Raw genomic sequence first — 25,138 nt, 5'->3', positions numbered from 1 at the left:
GTGATCCGCGAAGAGGCACTCAATTCGTTCATTGCAGCGACCGATCCTGGCACTCGGGGTGTCGACGTCGCGACATCGCCGGTCATCTCGAAGGAAACCCGGAGCGCGAGCGTACGCGCTCCGGGCAGCTGACTTCAGAACTTCTTGCCTTCTTCCTTGAAGATCGCCTTCCAGTCCTTCACCAGACCGTCGAGCGCTTCCTGCGCGGTGCCCTTGTCGGCCACCACATAATCATGCACGCGCTTCTGCTCGGCTTGCAGCAACTGGGCGTAGGACGGCTCGGCCCAGAAGTCGACGACCATGCCCATCGACTGCAGGAACTCCTTGGCGAAGGGCGCGCTACCAGGGAAGCTCGGATCGTTCAGCACGGACTTGGCGCAGGAATAGCCGCCGAGCGCCCACCACTTCTTCTGGACGTCGCCGCCGGAGAACCACTTGATGTATTGCAGCGCCTCGGCCTGGTTCTTGGAGTAGGAGACCACCGAGATGCCTTGTCCGCCGAGCTGCGTAGCCTGCGCTGCGGGACCGGCCGGATTGACGAAGAAGCCGATCTTGTCGCCGCCGACATTCGGATCCTTGTAGAGGCCCGGGAAGAACGCGAAGAAGTTCATCTGCAGCGCGACCTGGCCGGACTTGAAGGCATCAAGCCCTTCCGACATGTAGGAGTTGGAGGCACCGGGCGGCGTGCAGCACTTGTAGAGCTCCTTGTAGGCTTCGAGCCCCTTCACGGCGCTTGCCGAGTTCACGAACCCGTCCATCGCATAGGGCTTCTTCGGATCGTCGTATTTGAAGCCGTAATCGTAGAGGTAGTTCGAGACGCCCATGGTGATGCCTTCCGAGCCGCGCTCGGTGTAGATCGAGGCGCCATAGACCTTCTTGCCGTCGATCTCGCGGCCCTGGAAGAACTGCGCGATGTCCTTGAGCTCATCGAGCGTCTTCGGCACGCCGATGTCGCGGCCGTACTTGGCCTTGAAGTCCTTCTGCACGTCCGGCCGCGCGAACCAGTCCTTGCGATAGGTCCAGCCCACCGCATCGCCCATCGCCGGCAGCGCCCAGTAGTTCGGCGTGTTCTTCGGCCACTCGGAATAACCGACCACCGTGGCCGGCATGTAGTCGTCCATGCTGATTCCTTCCTTCTTGAAGAAATCGTTGAGCTTGACGTACTGGCCGTTCTCCGCAGCGCCGCCGATCCACTGTGAATCGCCGATGATGAGGTCGCACAGCGAGCCGTGCGAATTGAGTTCGTTCAGGAAGCGATCGGCGTAATTGGTCCACGGCACGAATTCGAACTTCATACCGATACCCGATTTGGCGGTGAAGTCCTTCGACAATTCGACCAATGCGTTGGCCGGGTCCCATGCGGCCCAGCACAACGTGATGGTCTTGCCCTGCGCCTGCGCGGGCGTGGTGCCCGCTCCGACACCGAGCGCGGCGGCAACAGCCCCGCATGCCACTACAAACGTCTTCATCGTTCGTTTCATTACACGTTCCCTCCGAGTGGACCGGCCATCGACATGGCGCGGCTTTCCTACCCGCTCGAATGCTTCGAGCAGAGCGACACAGTCCATGACGAGCTGAGTAACTAAACTGGTGTTTCCTCGCGCCACCCGGATTCTACAGGCCCGGTAGGCTCGATTTGTTTAGTAGTGCACGATTTACTAAACATTGCAAGCGCAGTTCTTCGGCCGCCGACATGCCAGCCCGCGGAGATTGTAATCCGCGTACAACACACGAAGCATCGATGCGCTTACAGCGCCTGAAGCCCGATTGATTTGATCACTGGCGCAAGGCTTGCCGAAGTGGCATCGACCACCCGCTGGAATTTCTCCGGACTCGAATCGCCGTCGGGCTCCATACCCTGCGCGCGATAATTCGCCTGCAGTGCTGGATCCGCCATCGCCACCCGTGTCGCCCGCGCGATGCGATCGATGATCGCATCTTCGGTGTTTTTCGGCGCGAACAGGCCGAACCATCCCTCGTAGCTGAGATCGGGCATGCCTGACTCAATCGCGGTCGGGATCTCAGGCGCGCCGCTCAGGCGCCTGTCAGTCGTGACGGCAAGCAACCTGACCTTGCCGGCCCGGCTCAGTTGCTGCAATTGAACCGACATGACGGCAACGATGAGAGATATCTGACCGCTCACGAGGTCGTTGGTGGCCTGCGCTATGCCCCGATAGGGAACGTGGACGATATCCAGGGCGCCGGCCTGCTGCTTGAACAGCTCGCCCACGAGGTGATTGCCGGTGCCGATTCCAGGGGTTCCATAGGACAGCGTACCCGGCTTGCTCCTGGCATAGGCGATCAGGCCTTGCAGGTCCGTGGCCGGCAGCGACGGATGGACGGCGAAAACCAGCGCACTGCTGATCAGGCGATAGATCGCCCGGAAATCCCCGATGGAATACGAAGGATTTGGCGTCGTCAGCGGGATGATGACCTGCGTGCTGCCGTTTCCCAGCAGCAGCGAATAACCATCGGGCTTCTCGCGCGCCACCGCGCTCGTGCCGATCGCGCCGCCCGCACCGCCAACATTGTCCACAAACGTCGGACCGAGTTGAGATGACATCTTCTCGACCCAGGGGCGTCCGATCTGATCACCCGAGCCGCCGGCCGCATAGGGAATCACGAGCCGAATGGGCCGCGATGGATAATCAGCGGCTTTCCCGCTGCGCGAAAGTGCGGGGAGTGCAACGGCCAACGTAGCCGCATTGACGAAATCTCGTCGCGAAAGGGAAGGCATGTCCTATTCCGAACGTCGTAAGCTTTGATCAGAGGCGGGACCGGCTCCCAAAGCTCCATTCGCAGCAGGAGGCAGCCATCGTCAATGGCGCATTCGATGCGTGGGCCAATCGCGGGTTGTGCGCAAAATGGGAAGGTCCATCCGTTTTTCGACTACGCTCCCTGCGTAAGACAGGCAGCTCAGCGGATGAGCCAACTTCGTCCACAAGCCTAAACCATTCATCCGACAGCAATATTCCAAGCGCGCCGAACTCGCTCGCGTGCACCTGAAGCGGCCCCCTCTGCTTTCGTCCAGTTTACTGGACGCTTCGTTCTGATAGGACAAGGTCAAACAATTTTGACTCCCCGCTGTGGGGGCGATGGCACGTGTCAGATAACAACCAAGACTCGGCCATTTCTTTTGGGCCATTTCGACTGTTTCCGAAGTCGAGACTCCTGGAGAAGGACGGCGCGCATCTTCACGTTGGCGGCCGCGCGCTCGACATCCTCATCTTCCTGGCGGAGCGGCCCGGCGAAGTCGTCGACAAGCGCGAGCTCGTCAAGCGCGTCTGGGCAGACGTCAACGTGGACGATGGCAGCCTCCGCTTCCACATCGCAGCGCTGCGCAAGGCACTCGGCGACACCGGCAAGTCGGCCCGCTATGTCGTCAACGTCCCGGGGCGCGGCTATTGCTTCGTCGCATCTCTCACCCAGGTTGCTGCCGCGCCTCCTGCTCCCTCGACCGATATCCCGTTGCCCCGCTCCCTTCCCTCTCCGCTCGCGCGGGTGATCGGACGAGACGACGTCATCGAGAAGATTTCGACCGGGCTTACGATGCATCGCTTCGTGACGGTGGTCGGCCCCGGCGGCATCGGCAAGACCGCAGTCGCCGTGACCGTCGGCCACCGCCGGCTTGCCCATTTCGACGGGCATGTGTTCTTTGTCGACTTCGGACCGGTGAGGAAGCCCGAACTGGCGGCAATCACCATCGCATCGACGCTCGGACTATCGATCAATGCGGAGGATCCGGTCCCGGCGCTGCTGACGCACCTGCAGGCGAAATCGACGCTGCTGATCTTCGACAGCTGCGAGCACGTGCTGGAGACCCTCGCGCCGCTGGTCGAGCGCATGGTCCGCGAAGTACCGCGATTGCACGTGCTGGCCACCAGCCGGGAATCCTTTCGCAGCGAAGGCGAAAGGATCTTCCGACTGTTTCCGCTGGATTGCCCGCCCCAGCGCGACGACCTCGCCGTGAGCGACGTGCTCGCCTATCCAGCGGCCCAGCTCTTCGTCGAACGTATCGCGCAGAGCTCCGGACCGTTTCAGCTCAGCGCAGAAGAGGCGCCGCTGGTGGCGGACATCTGCCGCCGCCTCGACGGCATCGCGCTTGCGATCGAGCTCGCTGCGGGCCGCGTCAACGCCTACGGCATCGCCGGCACGGCATCCCTGCTCGACAGCCGCTTTTCGCTGCAATGGCGTGGCCGACGCACCGCCATTCCGCGACACCAGACGCTCAGCGCCGCACTCGACTGGAGCTACGACCTGCTTCCAGCATCCGAGAGCGCGATCTTGCGGAGATTGTCCGTGTTCGCCGGGCCGTTCACGCCGGAGGCGGCTGCCGCCGTCGCCTCGGGCGACGGGCTCAGCGCCGCCGCGACCATGGAGGCGATCGACAATCTCGTCACGAAGTCGCTGATCGCAACGTCAGGCGCCCGCACGCTGCGCTATCGCCTGCTGGATACCACGCGCACCTATGCGGTCGGCAAGCTGAACGAGGCCGGTGAAGCGAAGCGGATCGCACAGCGGCATGCCGAATATTTTTACGGCCTGTTCGACCGCGCTGAAGCCGAAACCTCCTCTCCTTTGTCGGACTGGCTTGGCACCTACGGCACCGAACTGGACAATCTGCGCGCAGCGCTGGATTGGGCCTTTTCGCCAGAAGGCGATGCACGGCTCGGTATCGCGCTGACGGCTGTGGCAGTCACGCTCTGGATCCGGCTTTCGTTGTTCGCCGAGTGTCGCGAGCGCGCCAGGACGGCGCTGGCCGCGCTTGGAGATCATGACGACGAGCGCGTGCGCATGCAGCTCCTGGCAGCGCTCGGCTGGTCGCTGATGTACGGAGAAGGACGCGCACGCGAGGCCCGCCCGATCCTCGAGGCCACGCTTGAACTGGCCGAGAAGCTCGACGACAAGGACTTCCGGTTGCGGGCACTCTGGGGCTTGTGCATCGACCAGTTCAACAACGGGGCATTTGGCAAGGCGCGCGCGCTCGCCGACCGTTTCACTGAAGCTGCCGCGAACTCGTCTGACAAGACCGATCTCATGCTGGCGGACCGGCTGATGGCCGTCGCGCTGCATTATCTCGGAGACCAGAGCGAGGCACGGATCCGTATCGACCGCGTCAATGCCTCCCTGCATGTGTTGGCTGAGAAGCCAAAGATCTTCCCGCTCGATCTGCGGATCTCGACGCAGTATTTTCGCGCCCGCATCCTTTGGCTCCAGGGTCATGCCGATCAGGCCCTGGCACTTGCCGAGCAGAACATTCACGAAGGCCGCGCCAACGGCCACGCGCTGACCTTCTGTAGCGCGCTCGGACAGGCCGCCTGCCCGATCGCCTATCTGGCCGGGGACTATGATGCTGCCGAGCGCTACGGGACCGAGCTGCTCGCACATGCCGATCGCCACGCCATCCGGCTATGGGGGCTATGGGCCCGCGCGTTCAACGCGCTGGTCCTCGCAAAGCGCACAGATGTCGAGACCGGCTTGCCCTTGCTGCGAGACGAACTCAATCGCGCCGGCGATGCGCGCTTCCTGCCGCGTTTCCTGCCCCTGCTGGGCGAGCTCGCGGCGTGTTTCGGACGGGCCGGCCAGGTCCATCACGGCTTCGACGCGATCGAGAACGCGCTGGCGCGCTGCAACGACAGGCAGGAACGCTGGTATCTGCCGGAGCTGCTGCGCATCAAGGGTGAGCTGAGCTTGAGGGAATCCCCGCAAGCGGAAGCCGCCGACGCCTGCTTTCATGAAGCCATGGACCTGGCAGCACGGCAAGGCGCTCACTTCTGGCAGCTGCGCTGCGCGATCAGCATCGCGCAGCTCAGGATTCGACAAGGTCAGGGCGCAGAGGCACTCCCTGTTCTGGAGACAGCATGGAACGCGCTGACCGAGGAACCCGATATCGCTGACATGCGGATCGCGCGCGACTTGATCGCGCAATTGCGGGCGTGATTGTTCAAGTCATACGGCTCGCGGAATAAAGCCGGGGACGCCGGTCTCGACCACCGAGTTGAACCTGATATTGGTCGTGATCCGCTCTCGCATCTCTTGCATGGCGTCCTCGGGCAGAGCCGAGATATCGAAGTTTTCCTGAATACGCCTCGGGTTCGTCGAGGTGGTCAGGAAGGCGGAGCCGCGCTGCACGGCCCATGCCAGCGCGATCTGAGCCGGCGTCTTGCGCAGGCGCTCCGCGATGGCCGTGATCACCGGGTCGGCCAGCAGGTTCGGCTTCATGGCGTGTCCTAACGCGGCAAACGCTTGCAGGACAATTCCATGCTCGCGGCAGAAGTCGAGCAGCTCCCATTCCGGCAAGTACGGATGAGATTCGACCTGCACCATGGCTGGCCTGATCCGCGCGACCGCAACGATTTCGCGCAGCTTCTCCAGGGTGATGTCCGACAGGCCGATCGATCTGCAATGCCCCTCGTCGACGAGCCGCTCGAGCGCCTGCCATGTCTCTGCCAACGTCACTCCAGAATCGTAGATGACCTGCCCGCGCTCGTCCCTCGGGTCCTGCTCGTCGCCAGGCCGGAAAGCGAACGGCGTATGAATGATATAGCAGTCGATATCATCGAGCCGTAGCCGCCTGCGGCTCGCGTCGAAGGCTGGTTTGACCCGCTCCGGCCGATGATTGGTGTTCCACAGCTTGGTCGTAACGAACAGGTCCCGTCGCCGAAGCCTTCCCGCTTCGAACGCTTCCTGCAGCGCATCGCCGACCGCCTCTTCGTTGCGGTAGCGCTCGGCGCAATCGAGATGCCGAAATCCTGCCTCCAGGGCTCCCTTTGTGGCCTGCCTGGTCACAACCGGATCCGGAATCAGCGTGCCAAACCCGACAGCGGGAATTGTCACGGAAGCATGTGTAGGAATCGCCGTGTAGCGAAGGGAATCGGATGTGGTCATGTTGAACTCCTTTGCTGGTCCTCCGCTTCCGCACCAGCGCGGAAGGAGGCGATCGAAATTGAACGCGTGATGCGTTTCCCCTCTCAAGTTAACCGGAGGGTCGAGGCTTGCGGAGAAAGAAGGCGAGCGGCATCACGACGAGCATGGCGAACATCAGGATCTCGAACTGATCAATCACTGCAATGGTGGCCGCTTGGTGCGTGACCATGCCATTGAGGGCGGCAAGGCCCGGCTTCCCGATTGAACCCGCCGTGTTCGCCGCCACACGGAACGGCGTGAGGTGCTTGGCGAGCGCGATGTGCATGGCTTGCGTGTTGGCATAGAAGAACAACTGGACAACGGCGATGCCGATGGTGCTGCCATAGAGCCGCGACAGGTTGATCAGCGCGCCGCCTTCCGGGCGAAGCTTCGGGTCGAGAGTTCCGAATGCGACCTTGGCGAGCGCCGGCAACGACATGCCGAGACCTGCACCCTGAAGGAAGCCGGCTTCAACAACCGGCCGCCAATCCATCGCCGGCGAATAGCCGAGCATCAGCCAATTGGCATAGACCACCAGCGTCATCCCACCCACGAGGAACGTCCGGTAGTCGGCCTGCCCCGGGGCGAGGCTCGTCAGCACCAGCGCTCCCACCAGCGCCACGCCGCGCGGGATGGTCATGTAGCCGGTGGTGTCGACGGGGTAATTGAGCAACTCCTCCAGCATCGGGGACGTCAGCGCCAATGTCGGCAGCAGGACGAAACCGAGCGCAAAGGAGATCACCGTCGACAGGACGAGGTTGCGATCGCTGAACAAGACCGTGCGCAGGAAATGCTGCCTCGTCGTCATGACGTGCACGATGAAGAGGTAGAAGCCCAGTACCGAGGTGCCCGCTTCGATCCAGATCTCCGTCGAGGCAAACCACTCGAGGCGCTCGCCGCGATCCAGCAACATCTGCAGCCCGATCATGCCGACGGAGAATGTCGCCAGGCCGAAGAAGTCGAAGGGCTTGCTCCGCTCCGCGCGCTTCTCGCTGAGCAGCGGCGCCATCGTCAGGAAGATGAATGCCACCATCGGCAGGCTGAAATGGAAGATCGATTGCCAGCCGTAATATTCGCTGAGCCAGCCGCCAATGGCGGGACCGGTGCTGATGCCGAGCAAGGAGCAAGCGGTCCACGCCAAGCTCATACGCGCATGCCGCGGCGCCGGCGTCACCTCGAGCAGAATCGCCAGCGACAGCGGCGCCAGTGGTCCGCTCGCCGCGCCCTGGACGATCCTGGCCAGCACGAACTGGGTGGACGTCGTTGTCAGCGTATTCAGCACGAGACCAAGCGCGAAGATGGCAAGAGCGGATTGATAGATCGTCTTCCGGCCATAGCGCGCCGCGAGCCATTGCGTGATCGACATGGTGACGGCGCTTGCCGCGATATACGAAGAGAACACCCAGCCAACCTCGTCGTTGGCCATCGAGAGCGTCGCCTGGATGTGCGGCAGCGCGGCGTTCGGCACGGAAATGTTGACCGCTTGCATATATGTCGCCAGGAGCGTCGCCGCGGCAATCGTGTGATGACCGCGGCTCGCGGCGGTCGATGGGAGGGGGGTACTCATTTGACCTCCGTCGCGAGCGCGGGTTGGGGCAGATGCATCCAGTTTCGGCGATGACCCGTGTCGATGCGCGCCGTCACGCTGATGCCCGAGAACAGCGGCCGGCTCGGATCGGGATCGTCGAGTTCGAGGCGCACCGGCAGCCTCTGAACGACCTTGACCCAGTTGCCGGTCGCGTTCTCCGGCGGCAGGACCGAGAAGTCCGACCCGGTGCCCGGACTCATACTGACGATATGCGCTTTGAATTTTCGGTCCGGGTAAGCGTCGACATCGATCTCGGCGTCCTGGCCCGGACGCATGTGAGTGAGGCCAGTTTCACGGAAATTCGCTTCGACCCAGACATCCCGGCTCGACATCAGCGCGAATGTCGGCGCCCCCGCGGCGACGAACCCGCCGACCTGAAGGTCGTCGACCTTTGTCACGACACCGTCGTCTGGCGCCCTCACGGTGGCGTAAGAGAGATCCAGCCGTGCGCGGTCGAGTTGTGCCTTGGCCGCACGGACTGTCGGATGGCGATCGATGTCAGTCTCGGGGTCGCCGTTGAGCGCAACGACCGTATTGGCAATTTGCTGTTCGATCGATGCCGTGCGCTGACGCGCGACCTTGAGATCGGTTTCGGCCCGCTCATAGACCGCACGCGGCGTGAAATCGGAAGCCACCAGCATCTTCTTGCGGTCGAACTCGCGCTCGTCGAAAGCAGCCGTATCCACCGCCGATTGCAGTTCGGCCTGCTGCTGACGGTAGGTCGCCTTGAGGGATTCGATCTGGAGCCGCGCGCTCCCGAGCCGGGCCTCGGCCTGATCGACGGCAATCTGATAAGGCTCCGGATCTATCCGGAAAAGGACCTGGCCCTGTCGAACGCGCTCGTTGTCGCGCACGGCGATCTCGACCGCCTGGCCGGACACCCGTGCGTTGATGGTCACTTTTGCGGCCCGCACGAACGCGTCGTCGGTCGAAACATAGCCTTCCTGGGCCACATACATGAGGACGCCGAGCACGGCGGCCACGGCCGGCAGCGCCACCATGAGGGGCCGGCGCAGCCGCTTGACACGATCCGCCCCGAACAGCGGTGCGGCGGCTTCGCTCCCGCGGAAGCTCCTGCGATCGCCCAGCCAGCCGGCGATTGGCGCAAAGTTCAGACCCATCGTGTTCGTCCTTATATCTTTTAATAACGTACGTTACAAATATCTTGCCCTTATGCAGCGATCAAGGCACTGGCCTATTGATTTTTATAACGATCCATACAAATATACGTGTAGAACATCGCAATCGGGATCCTGGCGATATGGCACGGAAGAAGACTGGCACGGCGCGCCGCGGACGCCCCCCCGCCTATGACGCGGAGACGGCGCTCAAACGGGCCTTAGAAACATTCTGGAGAACCGGCTATTCCGGCACATCACTGGACAAGGTCGCGGCGGCGACCGGCATGAGTCCACCAAGCCTCTATGCGGTATTCGGCAACAAGCACGCGCTCTATCTCGAAGCGCTCGCGCGCTATTGGGAGACAAGTCTGGCCGCCACCCGCGAGGCCCTCGCAGGGGACCATCCCTTGGACGAAGCCTTGATGCTGGCCTATGAGGCAGCTCTATCGATCTATTTTTCCGGCAAAGGAACCACACGCGGCTGCTTCGTAGTCGGAACCGCGGTGACCGAAACTGCGGAAGACGCCGAGATCCGCAGCAGCGTTGCAGCCGGTCTGCGCGCGATCGACGCCGATTTCGAAGCCCGCTTCCGTCGCGCGCAGATCGAAGGCGAATTGAAACCGGACGCCGATCCAGTTGCGCTTGCCATCCTTGCGGCCGCGACGATGCAGACGATCGCCATTCGCGCGCGCGCCGGCGGCCGCCGCAATGAGTTGCGAGAACTTGCCCGGAAGGCCGTGGACGTGATCTGCGGATGTCGGCCGAAAGCGCGCGAGAGTGCGATGCCCGCCTGAGATCGGGGGTCTTACCTGCCCGGTCGATCGACACCAATCGCAGCCCGCGATGCGATGAGGATGGCCCGCACATTTGCGCCCGCTCTCTCGTTGGAGTTCAGCGATCGTCTTCAATCCAAGCTCCGGCGCGCTTCTGCTCAGGCTCGCGACGCCGGCCGTCAGTCGAGTCCTTCCACGATCCGAACGTCGCGCTCGCACGCATTGCCGAGCGCCTTCAGCGCCTCCGCATAGGCGGGGCTGTCGTGAGCGGCGACCGCAAGCGCGAGGCTATCGAATTCGGTCACCGTCGTGCGCTGGGCGATGCCCTGCTCGTAGGCCTTGGCGGCAGTGCCACGTGCGAGGAAGCGACCACCATGAGCGATGATCGCGGGCCCCGCCAGCTTGGCGTAGGCCGCCAGCGCCTCTGGATCGGAAATCGAGCGATAGAAGGTGATCCAGTATCCCCTCGCCATCGCTAGCCCCCCGCTACGGCTGCACGTCGCGGCAGCTTCCAGTTGGCCCGGATGAAATGGCAGGTGTAGCCGTCGGGATAGCGCTCGAGATAATCCTGATGCTCGGGCTCGGCCTCCCAGAATTCGCCAGCGGGCGCCACTTCCGTTACCACCTTGCCGGGCCACAGGCCCGACGCTTCGACATCGGCGATGGTGTCTTCGGCGACACGCTTCTGTTCGTCTGACGTGTAGAAGATCGCCGAGCGGTAGCTCGTCCCCAGATCATTGCCCTGGCGGTCGAGCGTGGTGGGATCGTGGATCTGGAAGAAGAACTCCAGCATGGTCCGAAAGCTGGTCTTGGCGGGATCGAAGACGATCTCGATCGCCTCGGCATGGCCTTCATGATTGCGATAGGTGGCGTGTTTGACCCGGCCGCCGGTGTAGCCGACGCGCGTAGTCACTACGCCGGGTTGCTTGCGAATGAGATCCTGCATGCCCCAGAAGCAGCCTCCGGCCAAAACTGCGCGCTCTGTCGTCATTTGATGCTCCATCTGGTCAGTGGGGATGATCCCGCGCTACTGCGAGGCCGCATGCAAACGCGGATCGTCGTGATCGTCGTGATACTCTAGGCCAAGTGGTCCGATCGCCGACACCTGCGTAATATATTCGCCTGATTTGGCCCAATGGAAGTGCCAGGTCTCTCCGGGCAGCACAATCACGCTACCCGGAGGATAGGCCTTCATCTGATCGTCATCGAAGGTCTCGCCGAGGCCAATGTAGAAGACGCCCGACATGACCGTGTAGATGCGATCCTCCGGATGCTTGTGCGGCATCAGTTTGGTGCCGCCGGGCACCCTCACCCGGACCACATAGGGACCGGGCTCGTTGGGATGGCCGACCATGACCGCAAGCCGCGCCGCAGGCGGAAAAGCCGGAAAAGACTTCCAGTCGATATCCTCGGGCAGGATCGCCCGGAACCTGTCTTCATCTGGCTGATGCTGGCGCGCCATGGGAGCATCTCCTCGGTTGGGCTAGACCAATTTGGCGTCGAGCGTGACCGTCGCGTTGAGGACTTTCGATACAGGGCAATTCTTCTCGGCCTCGCCGGCGATGCGCGCGAAGCCGGCGTCGTCGAGGTTCGGCACCTTGGCGCGCAAGGTCAGTGCCGATTTGCCGATCTTGAATCCCTTGCCTTCGGGATCGAGCGTCACGGCGGCCTCGGTCGAGAGCTCGGTCGGCGTAAAACCCGCGAGTTGAAGGCCGAAGGCCAGTGCCATCGTAAAGCAACCGGCATGCGCCGCTGCGATCAATTCCTCGGGATTGGTGCCCTTCTCGTTCTCGAAGCGGGTCTTGAACGAATAAGGCGTATTGGCGAGCACCCCTGACTCGCTCGACAGATGCCCGGTGCCATCGCGGCCAGTGCCCTGCCATACTGCTCTTGCCTTGCGGATCATCCTGTTTCTCCTTGCTTGTTTTGAGGACATCCAGCGGCGCTCCGCACCGGTGGAAGGTCATCGCGGCTAGCGCCGTGCCGCCTTCCAACCGGTCGAGCGCCGCAGCGGTTCCATCAACTGCCGATCTGCCCGACGTGGAAGCCCAGCCGATTCTCGACGTCACCTGCGCGATGGAAACCACGCGCGAACAGCGCCTTGAGCCTGGCCTGGCTGGCGGGACGACCGAGGGCGCCGATGAACGCGTCCCACTCCGGCTTGATTTCCTCGTCAGGCGGCAGGCTCGCGACATCGACGAGACGTTTGGTCTTCGCAATCGCATCCTTGTCGAAGGTCGCAATACGCATGGCGAGCGCGTCGACGAAGCCGTCGAGCTCAGCATCCGGCAACGACCGGTTCACATAACCGTAGCGCTCGGCGAGATCGCCATGGATGTCGTCGGCGCTCAGCAGGACCTCGAGCGCACGGCCGCGCCCCATCAGGCGCGGCAGCCGTGCCATTGGCCCGCCGCCGGGCACGAGGCCCGCGCCGACCTCCCATTGCGACAGGACCGCCTTCTCGCGGCTGGCAAAGCGCATGTCACTTGCAAGCGCGAGCTCACTGCCGACGCCGGTCGCGCGGCCCCGGATCGCGGCAATCGACACCACCGGCGCCCGGCTAAGGCGCACCAGCATATCTGGCAATGCCTGGAGACCGGTCGGTCCCGGCGGGACGCTCAGGGAATCCTCGAGCGGCGCAAGAAAATCATAGTGCGTGATGAAGAAACCCTCGACAGCGCTGTCAAACACAACGACCTTGACCTGCGGATCGGTCTCGATCGCGGTGATGATGTCGCCCAGCAGCGGAAGGTGCTTGGGGCCAAAGATGTTCACCGGCGGCATGTTGAAGGTGACGCGCCAATATGTCGGCAGGCGCCGCTCCAGCCGGATCTCTCCTGTCGTGAAGCTCCGTTCGGGACGATTCATGGTCTGCACTCCTGATGCGTTGCTGACGGACCGGGACGCACGCGGGTTTACGCGCGTCCCGCCCGCCTCAAATCGATTGCCGCAGCGAGCGGAACGCGGTGCGCACTTCCGCGCAGAACAGCACGGGCTGCTCCCAGGCCGCGAAGTGGCCGCCCCTGTCGAGCCGGTTGTAATGGATCAGCTTGGGATAGGCCTTCTCGGCCCAGCTGCGCGGTGCGGCATAGATCTCGTCCGGGAACACGCTGACAGCGACCGGGATCTTCACGTGCTTGGGCGCAAAGAACGCCAGCTTGTTCTCCCAATACAGGCGAGCCGAGGACACCGCCGTGTTGGTGAGCCAGTAGAGCGTGATGTTGTCGATGACATCATCCGGCGACAATCCTTCGGTCTTGCCGTCGAAGGCCCGCGCGATCATCGCGGTGCTCTGCTTGTCGTGGTCGAGCATCCAGGACGCCAAACCTGCCGGCGAATCGACGAGGCCATAGAGCGTCTGCGGCCGGTTCGACATTTCGATCGCATAGCCGAGGCCATGCTTGTAGAAATCGTCCAGCTGATCGTAGGCAATGTTCTCGTCGGCCGTGAGGCCCGATGGCTTTGTCCCGCCGGGCTGGAGTGCCTTGGCGATGTCGTCTGGAACGGTGGCGGGCATATTGGTGTGAATGCCGAGCAATCCCGGAGGCGCCAGCAGCGCCATTTGCTCCGTGATCGCGTTGCCCCAATCGCCGCCCTGGGCAACGTAACGGCTGTAGCCGAGCCGCTTCATGAGCACGACCCAGGCCCGTGCAACACGCTGCGGATCCCAGCCAAGCGCCGCAGGCTTGCCGGAGAAGCCGTATCCCGGGAGCGAAGGGATCACGAGGTGGAAGGCATCTGCGGCTGCTGCGCCGTGCGCGGCGGGATCGGTCAGCGGACCGACGATCTTCATCTGCTCGATGATCGAGCCGGGCCAGCCATGTGTGACGATCATCGGCAGCGCGTTGTCGTGCTTCGAACGCACGTGGATGAAATGAATGTCGACGCCGTCGATCTCGGTGACGAATTGCGGCAGCGCGTTCAGGCGCGCCTCCACCTTGCGCCAGTCGTGCTCAGCCTGCCAGTGACGAACGAGCTGCTGGATCGTCGAGAGCTGCACCCCCTGCGACTGATCGGCGACAATCTCGCGATCCGGCCACCGCGTCGCGGCGAGACGGCGGCGCAGATCAAGTAGATCTTCCTCAGGCACGCTGACGTGGAAGGGGCGGATCTCGCCGCTCGCGGCGGCCTTTGCCGGACCTGGCGGCAACAGGCTCGCCGTGCCTGCGGCAACAGCCATCATCGCGGCCTGGCCCAGCAATTGACGGCGATCGGGGTTCATGATGTCGGCTCGAGCCTGCGTTGTCATTTCGCAACTCCCTGGTTCTGGTCTGTGACGTTGACCGAAATTCGAGATCGACAGATCGGTTCGTCCTGACCGCACATTGGCCCAGGGACCGGCCATTGGCTCGTTATGGATTGTTAGGGCGCGTTAGCCGTTGCGAGTTGTCGTGACGCAGCATCGGAGGGTGACGAAGGATGAGAATCGCAAGATGCGCCGTGCAAAGACATCACGGCGCGCGATACGCAATCGCGCGCCGTGAATAGCGATCCAACAAGCGACGGCCGAGAGTCAGGTCGGCAGCGGCTGGCCGGCCTGTTCCCGGACGATGTAATCGGCGTACCAGTCCTGCCAATTCTCGTCGTGCGCGCCGGTCCGCTTCTCGTGCTCGCCATGTGCCGCTGCCGCGCGACGCAGCGCGCCTGCAAGCTCGCTTGACGAGGTGAAGGTGGTGTCCGTCGCCTCGATGCGACCCGGCAGCCGTGTCGTGATTTCCTGAAACAGCCAGCCGTTGCCGTCTGGATCTCTGAAGGAGGCAAACGAGCTGTAGCTGCCGCGTTTTGGATCGGCGCCGTTGAGCCTGATGCTGCCGAACAGATACGGCTCGTCCGCGCCGGCGTGAGCATCGCCGGCGCCATGAAAGGGTTCGCTGATCTTGACGCCACGCGCGAGCAGATCCTGCCGTGCGGCTTCGAGGTCGGAGACGATCAGGTACAGGCCTTGCGCCGAGCCGGGCGCTGCTGATGTGACGTTCTTGCCGAAGATCACCGAACAGGCCGAGCCCGACGGCGTGAACTGAATGACGCGCCAGCCATCGGCAGAAGCGAAATCGGCATCCAGTCTCCAGCCGAGAGCCGCATAAAATGCCTTGGCGCGATCCGGATCCGAGACGGGAATCACGACAACCTCGAGCTTGAGGTCGACGGCACGCGATTTGGCCGGCTTGGCAGAGGCAGGAGGATTGATCTCGGCGGTGGTCATGTCGAACTCCCGGGATTGAGATACGGGCTCGGCACCGAACCCGTTTGTGACACCACGACTTTCGCGCAGACGATGGGAATAATGCTCGTTACCGCTTGTTATGCTTCGTGGTGGATTGCGAGCGCCGCCATGTCTTCAGACTGCGGTGAGCGGCATCGCGATGGTGACACGCGTGCCGCCCTGCCCGGCCTCGCCATGCATCCGGGCCGAGATGCTGCGTGCCAGACCTTGCAGGATCCGGCTGCCGGCGCCTTGAAGCGGCCCGGTCGCACCGACGCCGTTGTCGGCCACCGCGCAGAGCCAGCTGCCCTCACGGTTCACGACTTCGACGCGGATCAGCGCGCCATTCTTGTTCGGGAAGGCATGCTTTGCGGCATTCGTAACCAGCTCCGTCAACATCAGCGCGAGCCGGTGGCACTGCCAGGCCGGCAGCACGCCGTTCTCGATCGAAGCCTCGCAGCGGATGCCGGCCGGTTCCAGCACCGCTTCGGAAAGGGCGCCGCAGAGATTTTCGAAGAAGCCCTCAACGGAGATCTCCGAGAGATCGTCATTGTCGGACAAGAGCTGATAAAGCCTGCCGAAAGCGACGATCCGCCGCTCCAGCCGGTCCACCGCAACCGACATGTCCCGGCCTCCGGCCCGCGCGAATTCGCGACGGACTGACGCACCCAGCAGCGTCAGCGTGTTTTTCATCCGATGGTGAGACTCGCGCATCACCAGTTCCCAGTCACGCGAGACATCATCCGGATTGCCGACGAAATGTGATCGAACGCGCCTGTCGTTGGTCCGAGCGCTGATATCGGGCATCATAGCCTCCCCCATTGGAAATAGGCCTAACTCGAACGCTATAGTGATCCAGACGAGCGGCTCACGCTCGTTAGACGTTGCAAGAATGTGTTATGATTGCTGGCGCGTGACACATCCGGTCATGGCAACAGCATCAGCCTGGAGCACTTTGCTGAATCTTCCCGCTTCCCGCATAAGCCGTTCGCGTTTAAACAAAATTCGCAGCGTTTGATCCCGATGCTTTCTACCCGATCCCCTGCCTGTTGCTCGATTTCTCCGCTTTCGGCCGGTTTACTCACGGTCTCGTTCAGGTAGATCAACAGACAGCAGCCCTTTCCTTATTGGAACCACGGCGCGTGCCAGATAATAACGACCAGGACTCAGCCATTTCCTTCGGGGCCTTCCGGCTGTTTCCCCGGTCTCGGCTGCTCGAGAAGGATGGCGTGCCGCTGCATCTCGGCGGCCGCGCCCTCGACATCCTGATCTTTCTCGCCGAGCGTGCCGGCGAGGTCGTCGACAAGCGGGAATTGGTCAAGCGGATCTGGGCCGACGTGAACGTCGATGAGGGCAGCCTGCGCTTTCACATCACCTCGCTGCGCAAGGCGCTGGGCGATGGCGGCGAAGGCGCCCGCTATGTCGTCAATGTGCCTGGCCGGGGCTATTGCTTCACGGCACCGCTGCTCCGCGCGGCACCTGCAGAGATCAGGACAGGCGCGGTTGCTTCTTCGCTTCGCTCCCTGCCCGCCCCCCTTGCGAACATGATCGGCCGCGACGACGCGGTCGAGAAGATCGCAACCGAACTTTCCCTGCATCGGTTCGTCACCGTCGTCGGTCCCGGCGGCATCGGCAAGACCTCCGTCGCGCTCGCCGTGGCGCATGGCCAGCATGCTGGTTTCGAGGGTCAGGTCTGCTTCGTCGATTTTGGTGCGCTGACGGACCCACGACTCGTTGCTGGCACGATCGCCGCGGCCCTCGGCCTGACCGTCAGTTCCGGCGACCCGATCCCGGGGCTGCTGCAGTCGCTGCGCAATCGCCGGATGCTGCTGGTCTTCGACAGCTGCGAACACATCATCGACGAACTTGCTCCCCTGGCCGAGCGCATCGTGCGGGAAGCCCCTGAGCTGCATATTCTCGCCACCAGCCGGGAATCCTTCCGCACCGAGGGCGAACGGGTCTACCGGCTGTTTCCACTGGATTGTCCGCCGCAACGCGACGGCCTGAGCATGGCTGAAATCCTTGCCTATCCGGCGAGCCAGCTTTTTGTCGAGCGGATCGCCGAGAGCCTGAGCGAATTCGAACTCAGTGAGGAGGATGCGCCTCTCGTCGCTGATATCTGCCGGCGGCTGGACGGCATTGCGCTCGCCATCGAGCTTGCCGCCGGACGGGTCAACGCCTACGGCATCGCCGGCACGGCCTCGCTGCTCGACAGCCGCTTCTCGCTGCTGTGGCGGGGACGCCGCACTGCTATCCCCCGGCACCAGACGCTGAGCGCGGCGCTGAGCTGGAGCTACGATCTTCTGCCCGCCGCCGAAAGCGCGACCTTGCGCGGATTGTCTGTCTTCGTCGGACCATTCACGCTGGAAGCTGCACTCGCTGTCGCTGCAAGTCAGGGCATCGACGAGGCCGAGGCGATCGAAGCCATCTCCAATCTGTTGTCCAAATCTCTGATCACGACGTCGCCTGCGGAACGCCGGCTGCGATACCGCCTTCTCGACACGACCCGCGCGTTCGTCGGCGACAAGCTCTCCGAGAGTGGCGAAGCGGCGCGCGTCTTGCGTGCCCACGCCGTCTATTTCCGCGATTTCCTGCACGACATTTCGGTGAAATCGACGGGCATGCAGAGCGCCGGCGGCTTCCTGCCCTATGCCGACCATCTGCCGAATGTGCGAGCCGCGCTGACATGGAGCTTCTCGGAAAGCGGCGACTGCACGATCGGCGTGGACCTGGCGGCGTCAGCCGCACAGTTCTTCCTCGAGCTGACATTGCTGACGGAATGCCATAGCTGGACCCAGCAGGCGCTGGCATCTGCAGATGCCAGCGACCCCCGCCAGGAAATGGCCTTGCAGGCAGCCCTCGGCGTGTCCGTGATGTTCACCCAGGGCAATACGGAAGGGGTTCGCTCCGCATTCACGCGCAGCCTGCAATTGGCGCAAGAGCTCGATGATCTGCACTGGCAGCTCTGGCTGTTGCGCGGATTACACATCTATCTCACCCGGGTCGGCGATTTTCACGGCGCGCTCGGCACCGGCGAACAGGGCCAGGCCGTCGCCAGGAAGCTGAACGACCCGACCAGCACGCTGAACGTCGAGTGGATGCTCGGGGTGGCCCATCATCTCATCGGCAACCAGGACAAGGCCGTCCAGTTCTGCGAGAGCGCGATGGTGGACAATCCGGGCTCGCAGCGGCTGAATATCGGCCATCTCGGCTATGACGACCGCATTGTCGCGCTGGTCGCTTTGGCGCGGGGGCTCTGGCTCAGCGGCCGGCCCGACCGTGCCATCGAGGCAGCGCGATACACCGTCAAGGAGGCCGAGCAGCTCGAGCAGCCGCTGACACTCGGCATTGCCTTGATCTGGACAATCTACGTGTTTCTGTGGGTCGGTGACTGGACCAGCGCCGAGAGCTTGATCGAGCGGCTGATCGACCACGCCGCGCGCCACTTTCTCGGCCCCTATCACGCGGTCGGCATCGGCCAGAAGGGAGAGCTTCTGCTCCGCCGCGGTGATATCGCTGGCGGCATCGAACATCTTCGCCGCAGTCAGGCGACCCTGTACGCCACGCGGCACAGGATCATGACGACCGTGTTCGCAACGGCGCTCGCAGAGGGGCTTGCGGCCCAGAACCAGGCGGATGAGGCGTTGCACACGATCGATGAGGCCATCGCCCAGATCGGCGATCACGGCGAATCCTTCGATATGCCGGAAATGCTCCGGGTCAAGGCGGACATTCTGGTGCAATCCGCCAGGGCGACGGAAGCCGAATCATGGCTCCAGCAGTCGCTGGCTTTGTCGCGCCGGCAATGTGCGCGCGGCTGGGAGTTGCGGGGGGCAATGAGTCTTGCTCGCCTCTGGCTGCAGGCTGGTCGAAAGGGCGATGCAAAGGCCCTGCTGGCGCCGCTCGTCGCGCACTATCAGGAAGGCCTGTCGGGCCGCGACCTTGTCGCCGCCAAGGGGTTGCTGAGCGCGCTGAATTAGAAGCGTCTTCAACGGGATACCGAAAAATCTCGCTCTTGCAACTCCTAACAACTTCTAACACGCCAAGCCGCCCGCGCCCCGCCATGGTGATCCCATTCATGGTGGATGCAGTGAGACATGGCCCTTCTTGACGATGCGATCGACGCCTGCGGGGGAATGGCCCGCTGGAACGGCCTGAGCCGATTCACCCTGCATCTGTCGGTCGGCGGTAGCCTGTTTTCCGACGCCGGCCATGCCCGCGAATTCAAGGATGTGACCGCGGAGGGATCGACGCGCACACAATCGGTCCGCTTCACCGGAATCACCGGGGGCGAGCAGTGCGGCGCCTTTCAGGCGGACGCGATCACGATCGAGAGCCTGGATGGCGAGGTGCTGCGGACCTGGCGAAGCCCGAGCCTTGCTTTCCCGACCAATGGCACACATGCGCTCGCGGACGAACTGCATCTGGTCTTCTTCTGCGGCGTCCAGATCTGGAATTATCTCACGACCCCGTTCCTCCTCGCCCGTCCCGACGTCGTGGTGGAGGAATTGCCGCCATGGCAGGAGAACAGCGAGACGTGGCGATGCCTTCGCGCGCAATTGCCGTCGAGCCTGATCAACCTTGCATCCGAACAGGTCTTCTATTTCGACGAGAACGCTTTGCAGCGACGAACCGACCACGATCTCCTGGGCGCCCATGTCGCGCACTATTCGTGGGCCCACGAGAATTTCGGCGGCATCGTGGTGCCGACCCTCCGGCGTACGTTGACGCGACAGCCGGATGCAGCGGTGATCGCCAAACCCGTTCTGATCGACGTCGAGATCTTCGATGCCGTCTTCGAGTAACCGACAAGCCCTTGATACATTGATTCAAGTTGAAGCCGCTGCGGCCTGTCGCGGCATCCGATCCACCCCACACAATCTAACAGATCCTAATCACCCCTAACGAGCGTCCGAGCCTGCCCAAGCTTATTCTTTCAGCATACCGAGGATGCGTGTCCACCGGTCCTGGTGAACGACCGCGAAGCTGAGAAGGAACAGGCGATGCTCATCGAATTGCACAGGGCTCATGCCCGGATCAATCTTCCGGCCGGTCCGGGAACTCACGAAGCGCCTCGTGCGGTTGAGGCGATCGACCGGGAACTCGTGATCCATCTGACCCGGCCCGAATTGCCGCGCGCCAAGGTCAATGCTCTGCCGAAATGGCGGCTGCGGCGCGTCGAACAACATATCGCCGCTCATTTCGAGCGCGGAATCAGCCTGTCCGAGCTCGCCGGCGTCGCAGGCCTTTCCAGGATGCATTTCGCCGCGCAGTTCCGTGCAGCGACCGGATATCGTCCGCGCGAATATCTGCTTCATCATCGCATCGAGCAGGCGAAGTCGCTGTTGACGACATCAGAGAGAGCCTTGGCCGATATCGCTCTTGCAGTCGGCTTCAGCACTCAGGCGCACTTTTCGACCGTCTTCAAGCGCATCAGCGGCGAGACGCCGGCGCGCTGGCGTGCGGCCAGCAAGAACCGCCGGCTTGACGTTGAAGCACTGCCACGACGACGTCCATCATGGGATCAGGACCACATCGCGAGCACTGCTGCATGACATCGACAAGCCTTTTCGCGTAGGTGCCCTGCCTGCGCCGGCTCGCGCCTCCTCCTCCCGGGCTGACGAGCGTCTTGGGGCCGCCCTTCCCCCACAGGGCGGCCCCTTTTTCATGCGCGTTTCAGCATCACGAAGCCGTTCTATGCTGCCGGCAGCGCATCCAGATGGCAGGCCACCCATTGCTCGCCTTCCGAACGAAGCTGCGGCTCTTCGGTCCGGCAACGGTCGAAGACGTAGGGGCAGCGGGTATGGAAGCGGCAGCCTTTCGGAGGATTGATCGGACTTGGCACGTCACCGCCGAGGATGATTGGATCGCGCTTGGCCCCGGGCTCCGGCAGCGGCACGGCGGAGAGCAACGCTTTGGTATAGGGGTGTCTCGGCGCGGCAAAGATCTGTCGACGCGGCGCCACTTCGACGATCTTGCCGAGATACATCACCGCGACGCGGTGGGTCATGTGCTCGACGATGGCGAGATCGTGGCTGATGAACAGCAGTGCCAGCCCGAACTCGCGCTGCAGATCCTGCAGCAGGTTGACGATCTGCGCCTTGACCGAAACGTCGAGCGCCGAGACCGCCTCGTCACAGACGATCAGCTCAGGCTCGGCCGCGAGCGCCCTGGCGATGCCGATACGCTGACGCTGGCCACCGGAGAATTCGTGCGGCCGGCGGTTGAGCGCTTCGCGCGGCAAACGCACAATGTCCATCAGGGCAGTCACGCGCGTCTCGAGATCGATGGCCGATTTGGCGAGGCCGAAATTGCGGATTGGCTCGGCCAGGATGTCGCGCACCCGCATGCGCGGATTGAGGCTCGAGAACGGGTCCTGGAACACCACCTGAATGCGCTGACGCAGCTGACGCATCGTGCTCGGATGCGCGTCGTCGATACGCTGGCCATCGAGCACGACCTGGCCTGAGGTCACGTCGAACAGCCGCAGGATCGCGCGGCCAACCGTCGACTTGCCGCAGCCGGATTCGCCGACCAGCGACAGCGTCTCGCCCTTCGCGATCTCGAACGACACGCCGTCGACGGCGTAGACCCATTCGGTTTGCCGCCCGAACAGCCCCTTGTTCACCGGGAAGTGCTTCTTGAGGTCGTTGACCTGGAGGAGCGGGACACTCATGCCGCGACGGCTCCCTTGGCAGCGTAGTGGCAGGCCGCGATATGGCGCGGCCCCTTCTCTTCGAGGCCGGGTGCGTACTGACGGCAGAGATCAGTCGCGAGTGCGCAACGGCCTGCGAAGACGCAGCCGGTGATCGACTTGCGCAAATCAGGCACCTGCCCTGGAATTTCGGCGAGCCGCGTCGCCGTGCCCGCGATCGAGGAGCCCAGCTTCGGCACCGCGCCCAGCAATCCCTGCGTATAGGGATGGCGCGGCGAACGAAACAACTCGGCGACCGGCCCCTCCTCGACCTTGCGGCCGGCATACATCACCATGACACGCTCGGCGATCTCGGCGACGACGCCCAGATCGTGGGTGATCAGGATGATTGCGGCACCGACACGTCGTTTCAGATCGAGCATCAGCTTGAGGATCTGCGCCTGGATGGTGACGTCGAGCGCCGTGGTCGGCTCGTCCGCGATCAGGAGCTTGGGATTGCAGGCGAGCGCAATCGCGATCATCACGCGCTGGCGCATGCCGCCGGAGAGCTGGTGCGGATATTCACGCACGCGCCGCTTCGGCTCGGGAATGCCGACCAGCGTCAGCATCTCGATGGCGTGCGCCTCGGCGGCCTGCTTGTCCAGCCCCTGATGAATCATCAGCGTCTCGCGGATCTGGCGGCCGACGGTCAGCACCGGATTGAGACTCGTCATCGGCTCCTGGAAGATCATCGCGATGTCGTTGCCGCGGATGGCGCGCATCTCGCGATCGGACATTTTCAGGAGATCTCGCCCTGCGAAGCGGATGGCGCCCGCGATCCTGCCCGGCGGCTCCGGGATCAGCCGCATCATAGACATCGAGGTGACCGACTTGCCGCAGCCGGACTCGCCGACGATGGCAAGCGTCTCGCCCTCATTGACATGGAAGGACACCCCGTCCACCGCACGGTTGATGCCACTGGGGGTGCGGAAGTGGGTCTGGAGATTTTCGACTTCGAGCAACGCCATCGCGATCAGCCCCGGTCCATCAAAGACGCTTGGCCATGCGCGGATCGAGCGCATCGCGAAGGCCATCGCCGAGCAGGTTCACGGCGAGCACGGTGATCGAAAGAAAGGCCGCCGGGAAGAACACGATGTAGGGCTTGACCTGCCACAGTGCGCGGCCCTCAGCCATGATGTTGCCCCAGGACGGAATGGTCGGCGGCGTGCCGGCACCAATGAAGGACAGGATCGCCTCTGTGATCATGGCGCTGGCGCAGATATAGGTTGCCTGGACCAGCATCGGCGCGACCGTGTTGGGCAGGATGTGGCGCAGGATGATCATCGGCGTGCGCGTGCCGCATGCGACCGCGGCGTCCACATAAGGCTGCTCCCGCAGCGACAGCACCACGCTGCGGACCAGGCGCGAGACGCGCGGAATCTCGGCGATGGTGATGGCCAGGATGACGTTGCCTACGCTGCCGCGCGTCAGTGCCATCAGCGCAATCGCGAGCAGGATCGGCGGGATCGACATCAAGCCATCCATGAAGCGCATCAGGATGCCGTCGGCCCAGCGGACGAAGCCCGAGACCATGCCGATGGCGAGGCCGGCCGCGGAGGCGAAGGTCGCGACCGACAGACCGACCGTCAGCGAGACCCGTGCGCCGAACAGAACGCGTGAATAGACATCGCGGCCCAGCGCGTCGGTGCCGAACCAGAAGGCCGCCGAGGGCGCCCTCGTGCGCTTGGCGGGCGCAAGCGCCGTCGGGTCGACAGTCCAGAGATAAGGCGCAAGAATCGCGATCAGGACCAGCATCAGCAGCAACACGCCGCCGATCGCGACGGTCGGATGGCTGCGCAAGAACCCGATGAAGCCACGGCGGATCGTGACCGGCCGAAGGATTTCAGGCAGAAGCGGTGCGACGACCAGGCCGGCCGGCAGGGCTTGAGGACTGACGGTCGTGTCGGTCAATAGCGGATCCTCGGGTCAACGAGCGTGTAGGTGACGTCGATCATCAGATTGACGAGGACGTAGACGAAGCTGAACAGCAGCACGATGCCCTGGATCACGGGATAGTCGCGGCGCAGGATCGCATCAATGGTGAGACGGCCGAGGCCGGGAATCGCGAACACGCTCTCGGTGACGACCGCGCCGCCGACCAAAAGCGCGATGCCGATGCCGATCACGGTGACGATCGGCACCGCCGCGTTCTTCAGCGCGTGAATGAACAGGATGCCGCCCTGCCCGAGGCCCTTTGCCTTGGCGGTGCGGATATAGTCCTGCTGCAGGACTTCGAGCATGGCGACACGGGTGATGCGCGCGACCAGTGCGATATAGACGCAGCCGAGCGCGATCGACGGCAGGATCAAATTCTGCAGCCACGGCCAGAAGCCCTGGTTGAGCGGCGTATAGCCCTGCACCGGAAGCCATTCGAGCTGCAGCGCGAAGACATAGGCGAGGACGTAGCCGACCACGAAGACAGGCAGCGAGAAGCCGAATACGGCAAAGCCCATGATAGCCCGATCGATGAAGCTGCCGGCCTTCCAGGCCGCGACGACGCCGAGCGGCACCGCGACGACGATCGTGAGCAGCAGCGCGATCGCCATCAGCGACAGCGTCGGCCCGAGACGCTGCCCGATCAGCGTCGACACCGGCAGATTGGTGAAGATCGAGGTGCCGAGATCCCCATGCATGAGACGCCAGACCCAGCTTCCGAACTGGATCAGGAACGGCCGATCGAGGCCGAGGCCTTGGCGGATCCGCTCCACATCCTCCGGGCTCGCCTGGTCGCCCGCGATCACCACGGCCGGATCACCCGGCGCGATGTAGAGCAGGCTGAACACGAACAATGCGACAATCGCCATCACCGGCAAGGTGGCGACGATGCGCCGGAGGATGTAGGAGAGCATCTGG

General features: G+C 63.3%; 21 protein-coding genes and 1 pseudogene. 5 read left to right on the top strand and 17 right to left on the bottom strand.

Annotation, left to right across the window (positions count from 1 at the left end; all coding sequences use genetic code 11):
* Nucleotides 1-134: 134 nt before the first annotated feature.
* Together Q0687_RS34925 and Q0687_RS34920 are read right to left on the bottom strand one after the other, a co-directional pair.
* Complete coding sequence (locus tag Q0687_RS34925) at nt 135-1,481, bottom strand: extracellular solute-binding protein (protein ID WP_298887357.1); 1,347 nt, start codon at nt 1,479-1,481, stop codon at nt 135-137.
* A 266-nt stretch (nt 1,482-1,747) separates the two neighbouring features.
* Entirely contained in the window at nt 1,748-2,737 is a 990-nt protein-coding gene (locus Q0687_RS34920; protein ID WP_298887355.1) for a tripartite tricarboxylate transporter substrate binding protein, read from the bottom strand.
* A 365-nt stretch (nt 2,738-3,102) separates the two neighbouring features.
* On the opposite strand from Q0687_RS34920, the gene Q0687_RS34915 reads away from it, so the two are divergent.
* Nucleotides 3,103-5,940 (top strand): winged helix-turn-helix domain-containing protein, encoded by a 2,838-nt coding sequence (locus Q0687_RS34915; RefSeq protein ID WP_298887352.1) that lies wholly within the window; start codon nt 3,103-3,105, stop codon nt 5,938-5,940.
* 9 nt (nt 5,941-5,949) lie between these two features.
* On the opposite strand, the gene Q0687_RS34910 is transcribed toward Q0687_RS34915, so the two are convergent.
* The 3 genes from Q0687_RS34910 to Q0687_RS34900 form a co-directional block, all read right to left on the bottom strand.
* Nucleotides 5,950-6,888: an aldo/keto reductase gene (locus tag Q0687_RS34910; RefSeq protein ID WP_298887350.1), complete on the bottom strand. Its 939-nt coding sequence runs from the start codon at nt 6,886-6,888 to the stop codon at nt 5,950-5,952.
* Between the two features lie 88 nt (nt 6,889-6,976).
* Nucleotides 6,977-8,473, bottom strand: coding sequence for an MDR family MFS transporter (locus tag Q0687_RS34905; protein WP_298887347.1), 1,497 nt, complete (start codon nt 8,471-8,473; stop codon nt 6,977-6,979).
* Nucleotides 8,470-9,477, bottom strand: a complete 1,008-nt coding sequence (locus tag Q0687_RS34900) for an HlyD family secretion protein (protein ID WP_298887344.1) — start codon at nt 9,475-9,477, stop codon at nt 8,470-8,472. Before Q0687_RS34900 ends, Q0687_RS34905 begins: the two co-directional genes overlap by 4 nt.
* Nucleotides 9,478-9,755: 278 nt before the next feature.
* Between Q0687_RS34900 and Q0687_RS34895 the strand changes: the two genes are divergently transcribed.
* Entirely contained in the window at nt 9,756-10,409 is a 654-nt protein-coding gene (locus Q0687_RS34895; protein WP_298887341.1) for a TetR/AcrR family transcriptional regulator, read from the top strand.
* Between the two features lie 158 nt (nt 10,410-10,567).
* Here the strand turns inward: Q0687_RS34895 and Q0687_RS34890 are convergent, their stop codons facing one another.
* The 8 genes from Q0687_RS34890 to Q0687_RS34855 form a co-directional block, all read right to left on the bottom strand.
* Complete coding sequence (locus Q0687_RS34890) at nt 10,568-10,861, bottom strand: DUF1330 domain-containing protein (protein WP_298887338.1); 294 nt, start codon at nt 10,859-10,861, stop codon at nt 10,568-10,570.
* Between the two features lie 2 nt (nt 10,862-10,863).
* Nucleotides 10,864-11,379: a peptide-methionine (S)-S-oxide reductase MsrA gene (gene msrA / locus Q0687_RS34885; RefSeq protein WP_298887336.1), complete on the bottom strand. Its 516-nt coding sequence runs from the start codon at nt 11,377-11,379 to the stop codon at nt 10,864-10,866.
* Nucleotides 11,380-11,415: 36 nt separating this feature from the next.
* The gene (locus Q0687_RS34880; protein WP_298887333.1) at nt 11,416-11,850 is read right to left on the bottom strand and encodes a cupin domain-containing protein; all 435 of its coding nucleotides are present in this window, start codon (nt 11,848-11,850) and stop codon (nt 11,416-11,418) included.
* Between the two features lie 21 nt (nt 11,851-11,871).
* On the bottom strand, nt 11,872-12,294 hold the full coding sequence (locus Q0687_RS34875; RefSeq protein ID WP_298887330.1) for an OsmC family protein: 423 nt from the start codon (nt 12,292-12,294) through the stop codon (nt 11,872-11,874).
* Nucleotides 12,295-12,407: 113 nt separating this feature from the next.
* Complete coding sequence (locus Q0687_RS34870) at nt 12,408-13,256, bottom strand: enoyl-CoA hydratase/isomerase family protein (RefSeq protein ID WP_298887327.1); 849 nt, start codon at nt 13,254-13,256, stop codon at nt 12,408-12,410.
* Nucleotides 13,257-13,323: 67 nt separating this feature from the next.
* Nucleotides 13,324-14,637 (bottom strand): epoxide hydrolase family protein, encoded by a 1,314-nt coding sequence (locus tag Q0687_RS34865; protein WP_298887324.1) that lies wholly within the window; start codon nt 14,635-14,637, stop codon nt 13,324-13,326.
* A gap of 264 nt (nt 14,638-14,901) precedes the next feature.
* On the bottom strand, nt 14,902-15,591 hold the full coding sequence (locus Q0687_RS34860; protein ID WP_298887321.1) for a VOC family protein: 690 nt from the start codon (nt 15,589-15,591) through the stop codon (nt 14,902-14,904).
* A gap of 135 nt (nt 15,592-15,726) precedes the next feature.
* Entirely contained in the window at nt 15,727-16,398 is a 672-nt protein-coding gene (locus Q0687_RS34855; protein ID WP_298887318.1) for a sensor histidine kinase, read from the bottom strand.
* A gap of 335 nt (nt 16,399-16,733) precedes the next feature.
* Between Q0687_RS34855 and Q0687_RS34850 the strand changes: the two genes are divergently transcribed.
* The 3 genes and pseudogenes from Q0687_RS34850 to Q0687_RS34840 form a co-directional block, all read left to right on the top strand.
* Nucleotides 16,734-19,571, top strand: coding sequence for a winged helix-turn-helix domain-containing protein (locus tag Q0687_RS34850; protein WP_298887315.1), 2,838 nt, complete (start codon nt 16,734-16,736; stop codon nt 19,569-19,571).
* 117 nt (nt 19,572-19,688) lie between these two features.
* Nucleotides 19,689-20,396, top strand: coding sequence for a hypothetical protein (locus tag Q0687_RS34845; protein ID WP_298887313.1), 708 nt, complete (start codon nt 19,689-19,691; stop codon nt 20,394-20,396).
* 285 nt (nt 20,397-20,681) lie between these two features.
* Nucleotides 20,682-21,146 (top strand): annotated as a pseudogene (locus tag Q0687_RS34840) (AraC family transcriptional regulator); the annotation flags it as partial.
* Between the two features lie 140 nt (nt 21,147-21,286).
* On the opposite strand, the gene Q0687_RS34835 reads toward Q0687_RS34840, so the two are convergent.
* The 4 genes from Q0687_RS34835 to Q0687_RS34820 are packed head-to-tail and all read right to left on the bottom strand — an operon-like array spanning nt 21,287 to nt 25,134.
* Nucleotides 21,287-22,267, bottom strand: coding sequence for a dipeptide ABC transporter ATP-binding protein (locus Q0687_RS34835; RefSeq protein ID WP_298887310.1), 981 nt, complete (start codon nt 22,265-22,267; stop codon nt 21,287-21,289).
* Nucleotides 22,264-23,253: an ABC transporter ATP-binding protein gene (locus Q0687_RS34830; RefSeq protein ID WP_298887307.1), complete on the bottom strand. Its 990-nt coding sequence runs from the start codon at nt 23,251-23,253 to the stop codon at nt 22,264-22,266. The genes Q0687_RS34835 and Q0687_RS34830 overlap by 4 nt, the downstream gene beginning before the upstream one ends.
* A 19-nt stretch (nt 23,254-23,272) precedes the next feature.
* Nucleotides 23,273-24,196 (bottom strand): ABC transporter permease, encoded by a 924-nt coding sequence (locus Q0687_RS34825; RefSeq protein WP_298887304.1) that lies wholly within the window; start codon nt 24,194-24,196, stop codon nt 23,273-23,275.
* The gene (locus tag Q0687_RS34820) at nt 24,193-25,134 is read right to left on the bottom strand and encodes an ABC transporter permease (protein WP_298887301.1); all 942 of its coding nucleotides are present in this window, start codon (nt 25,132-25,134) and stop codon (nt 24,193-24,195) included. Before Q0687_RS34820 ends, Q0687_RS34825 begins: the two co-directional genes overlap by 4 nt.
* Nucleotides 25,135-25,138: the final 4 nt, after the last annotated feature.

Origin of the sequence: uncultured Bradyrhizobium sp., from assembly GCF_936928535.1 — a bacterium.
GTDB lineage: Bacteria > Pseudomonadota > Alphaproteobacteria > Rhizobiales > Xanthobacteraceae > Bradyrhizobium.
This window is presented reverse-complemented; position numbering and strand designations above follow the sequence as displayed.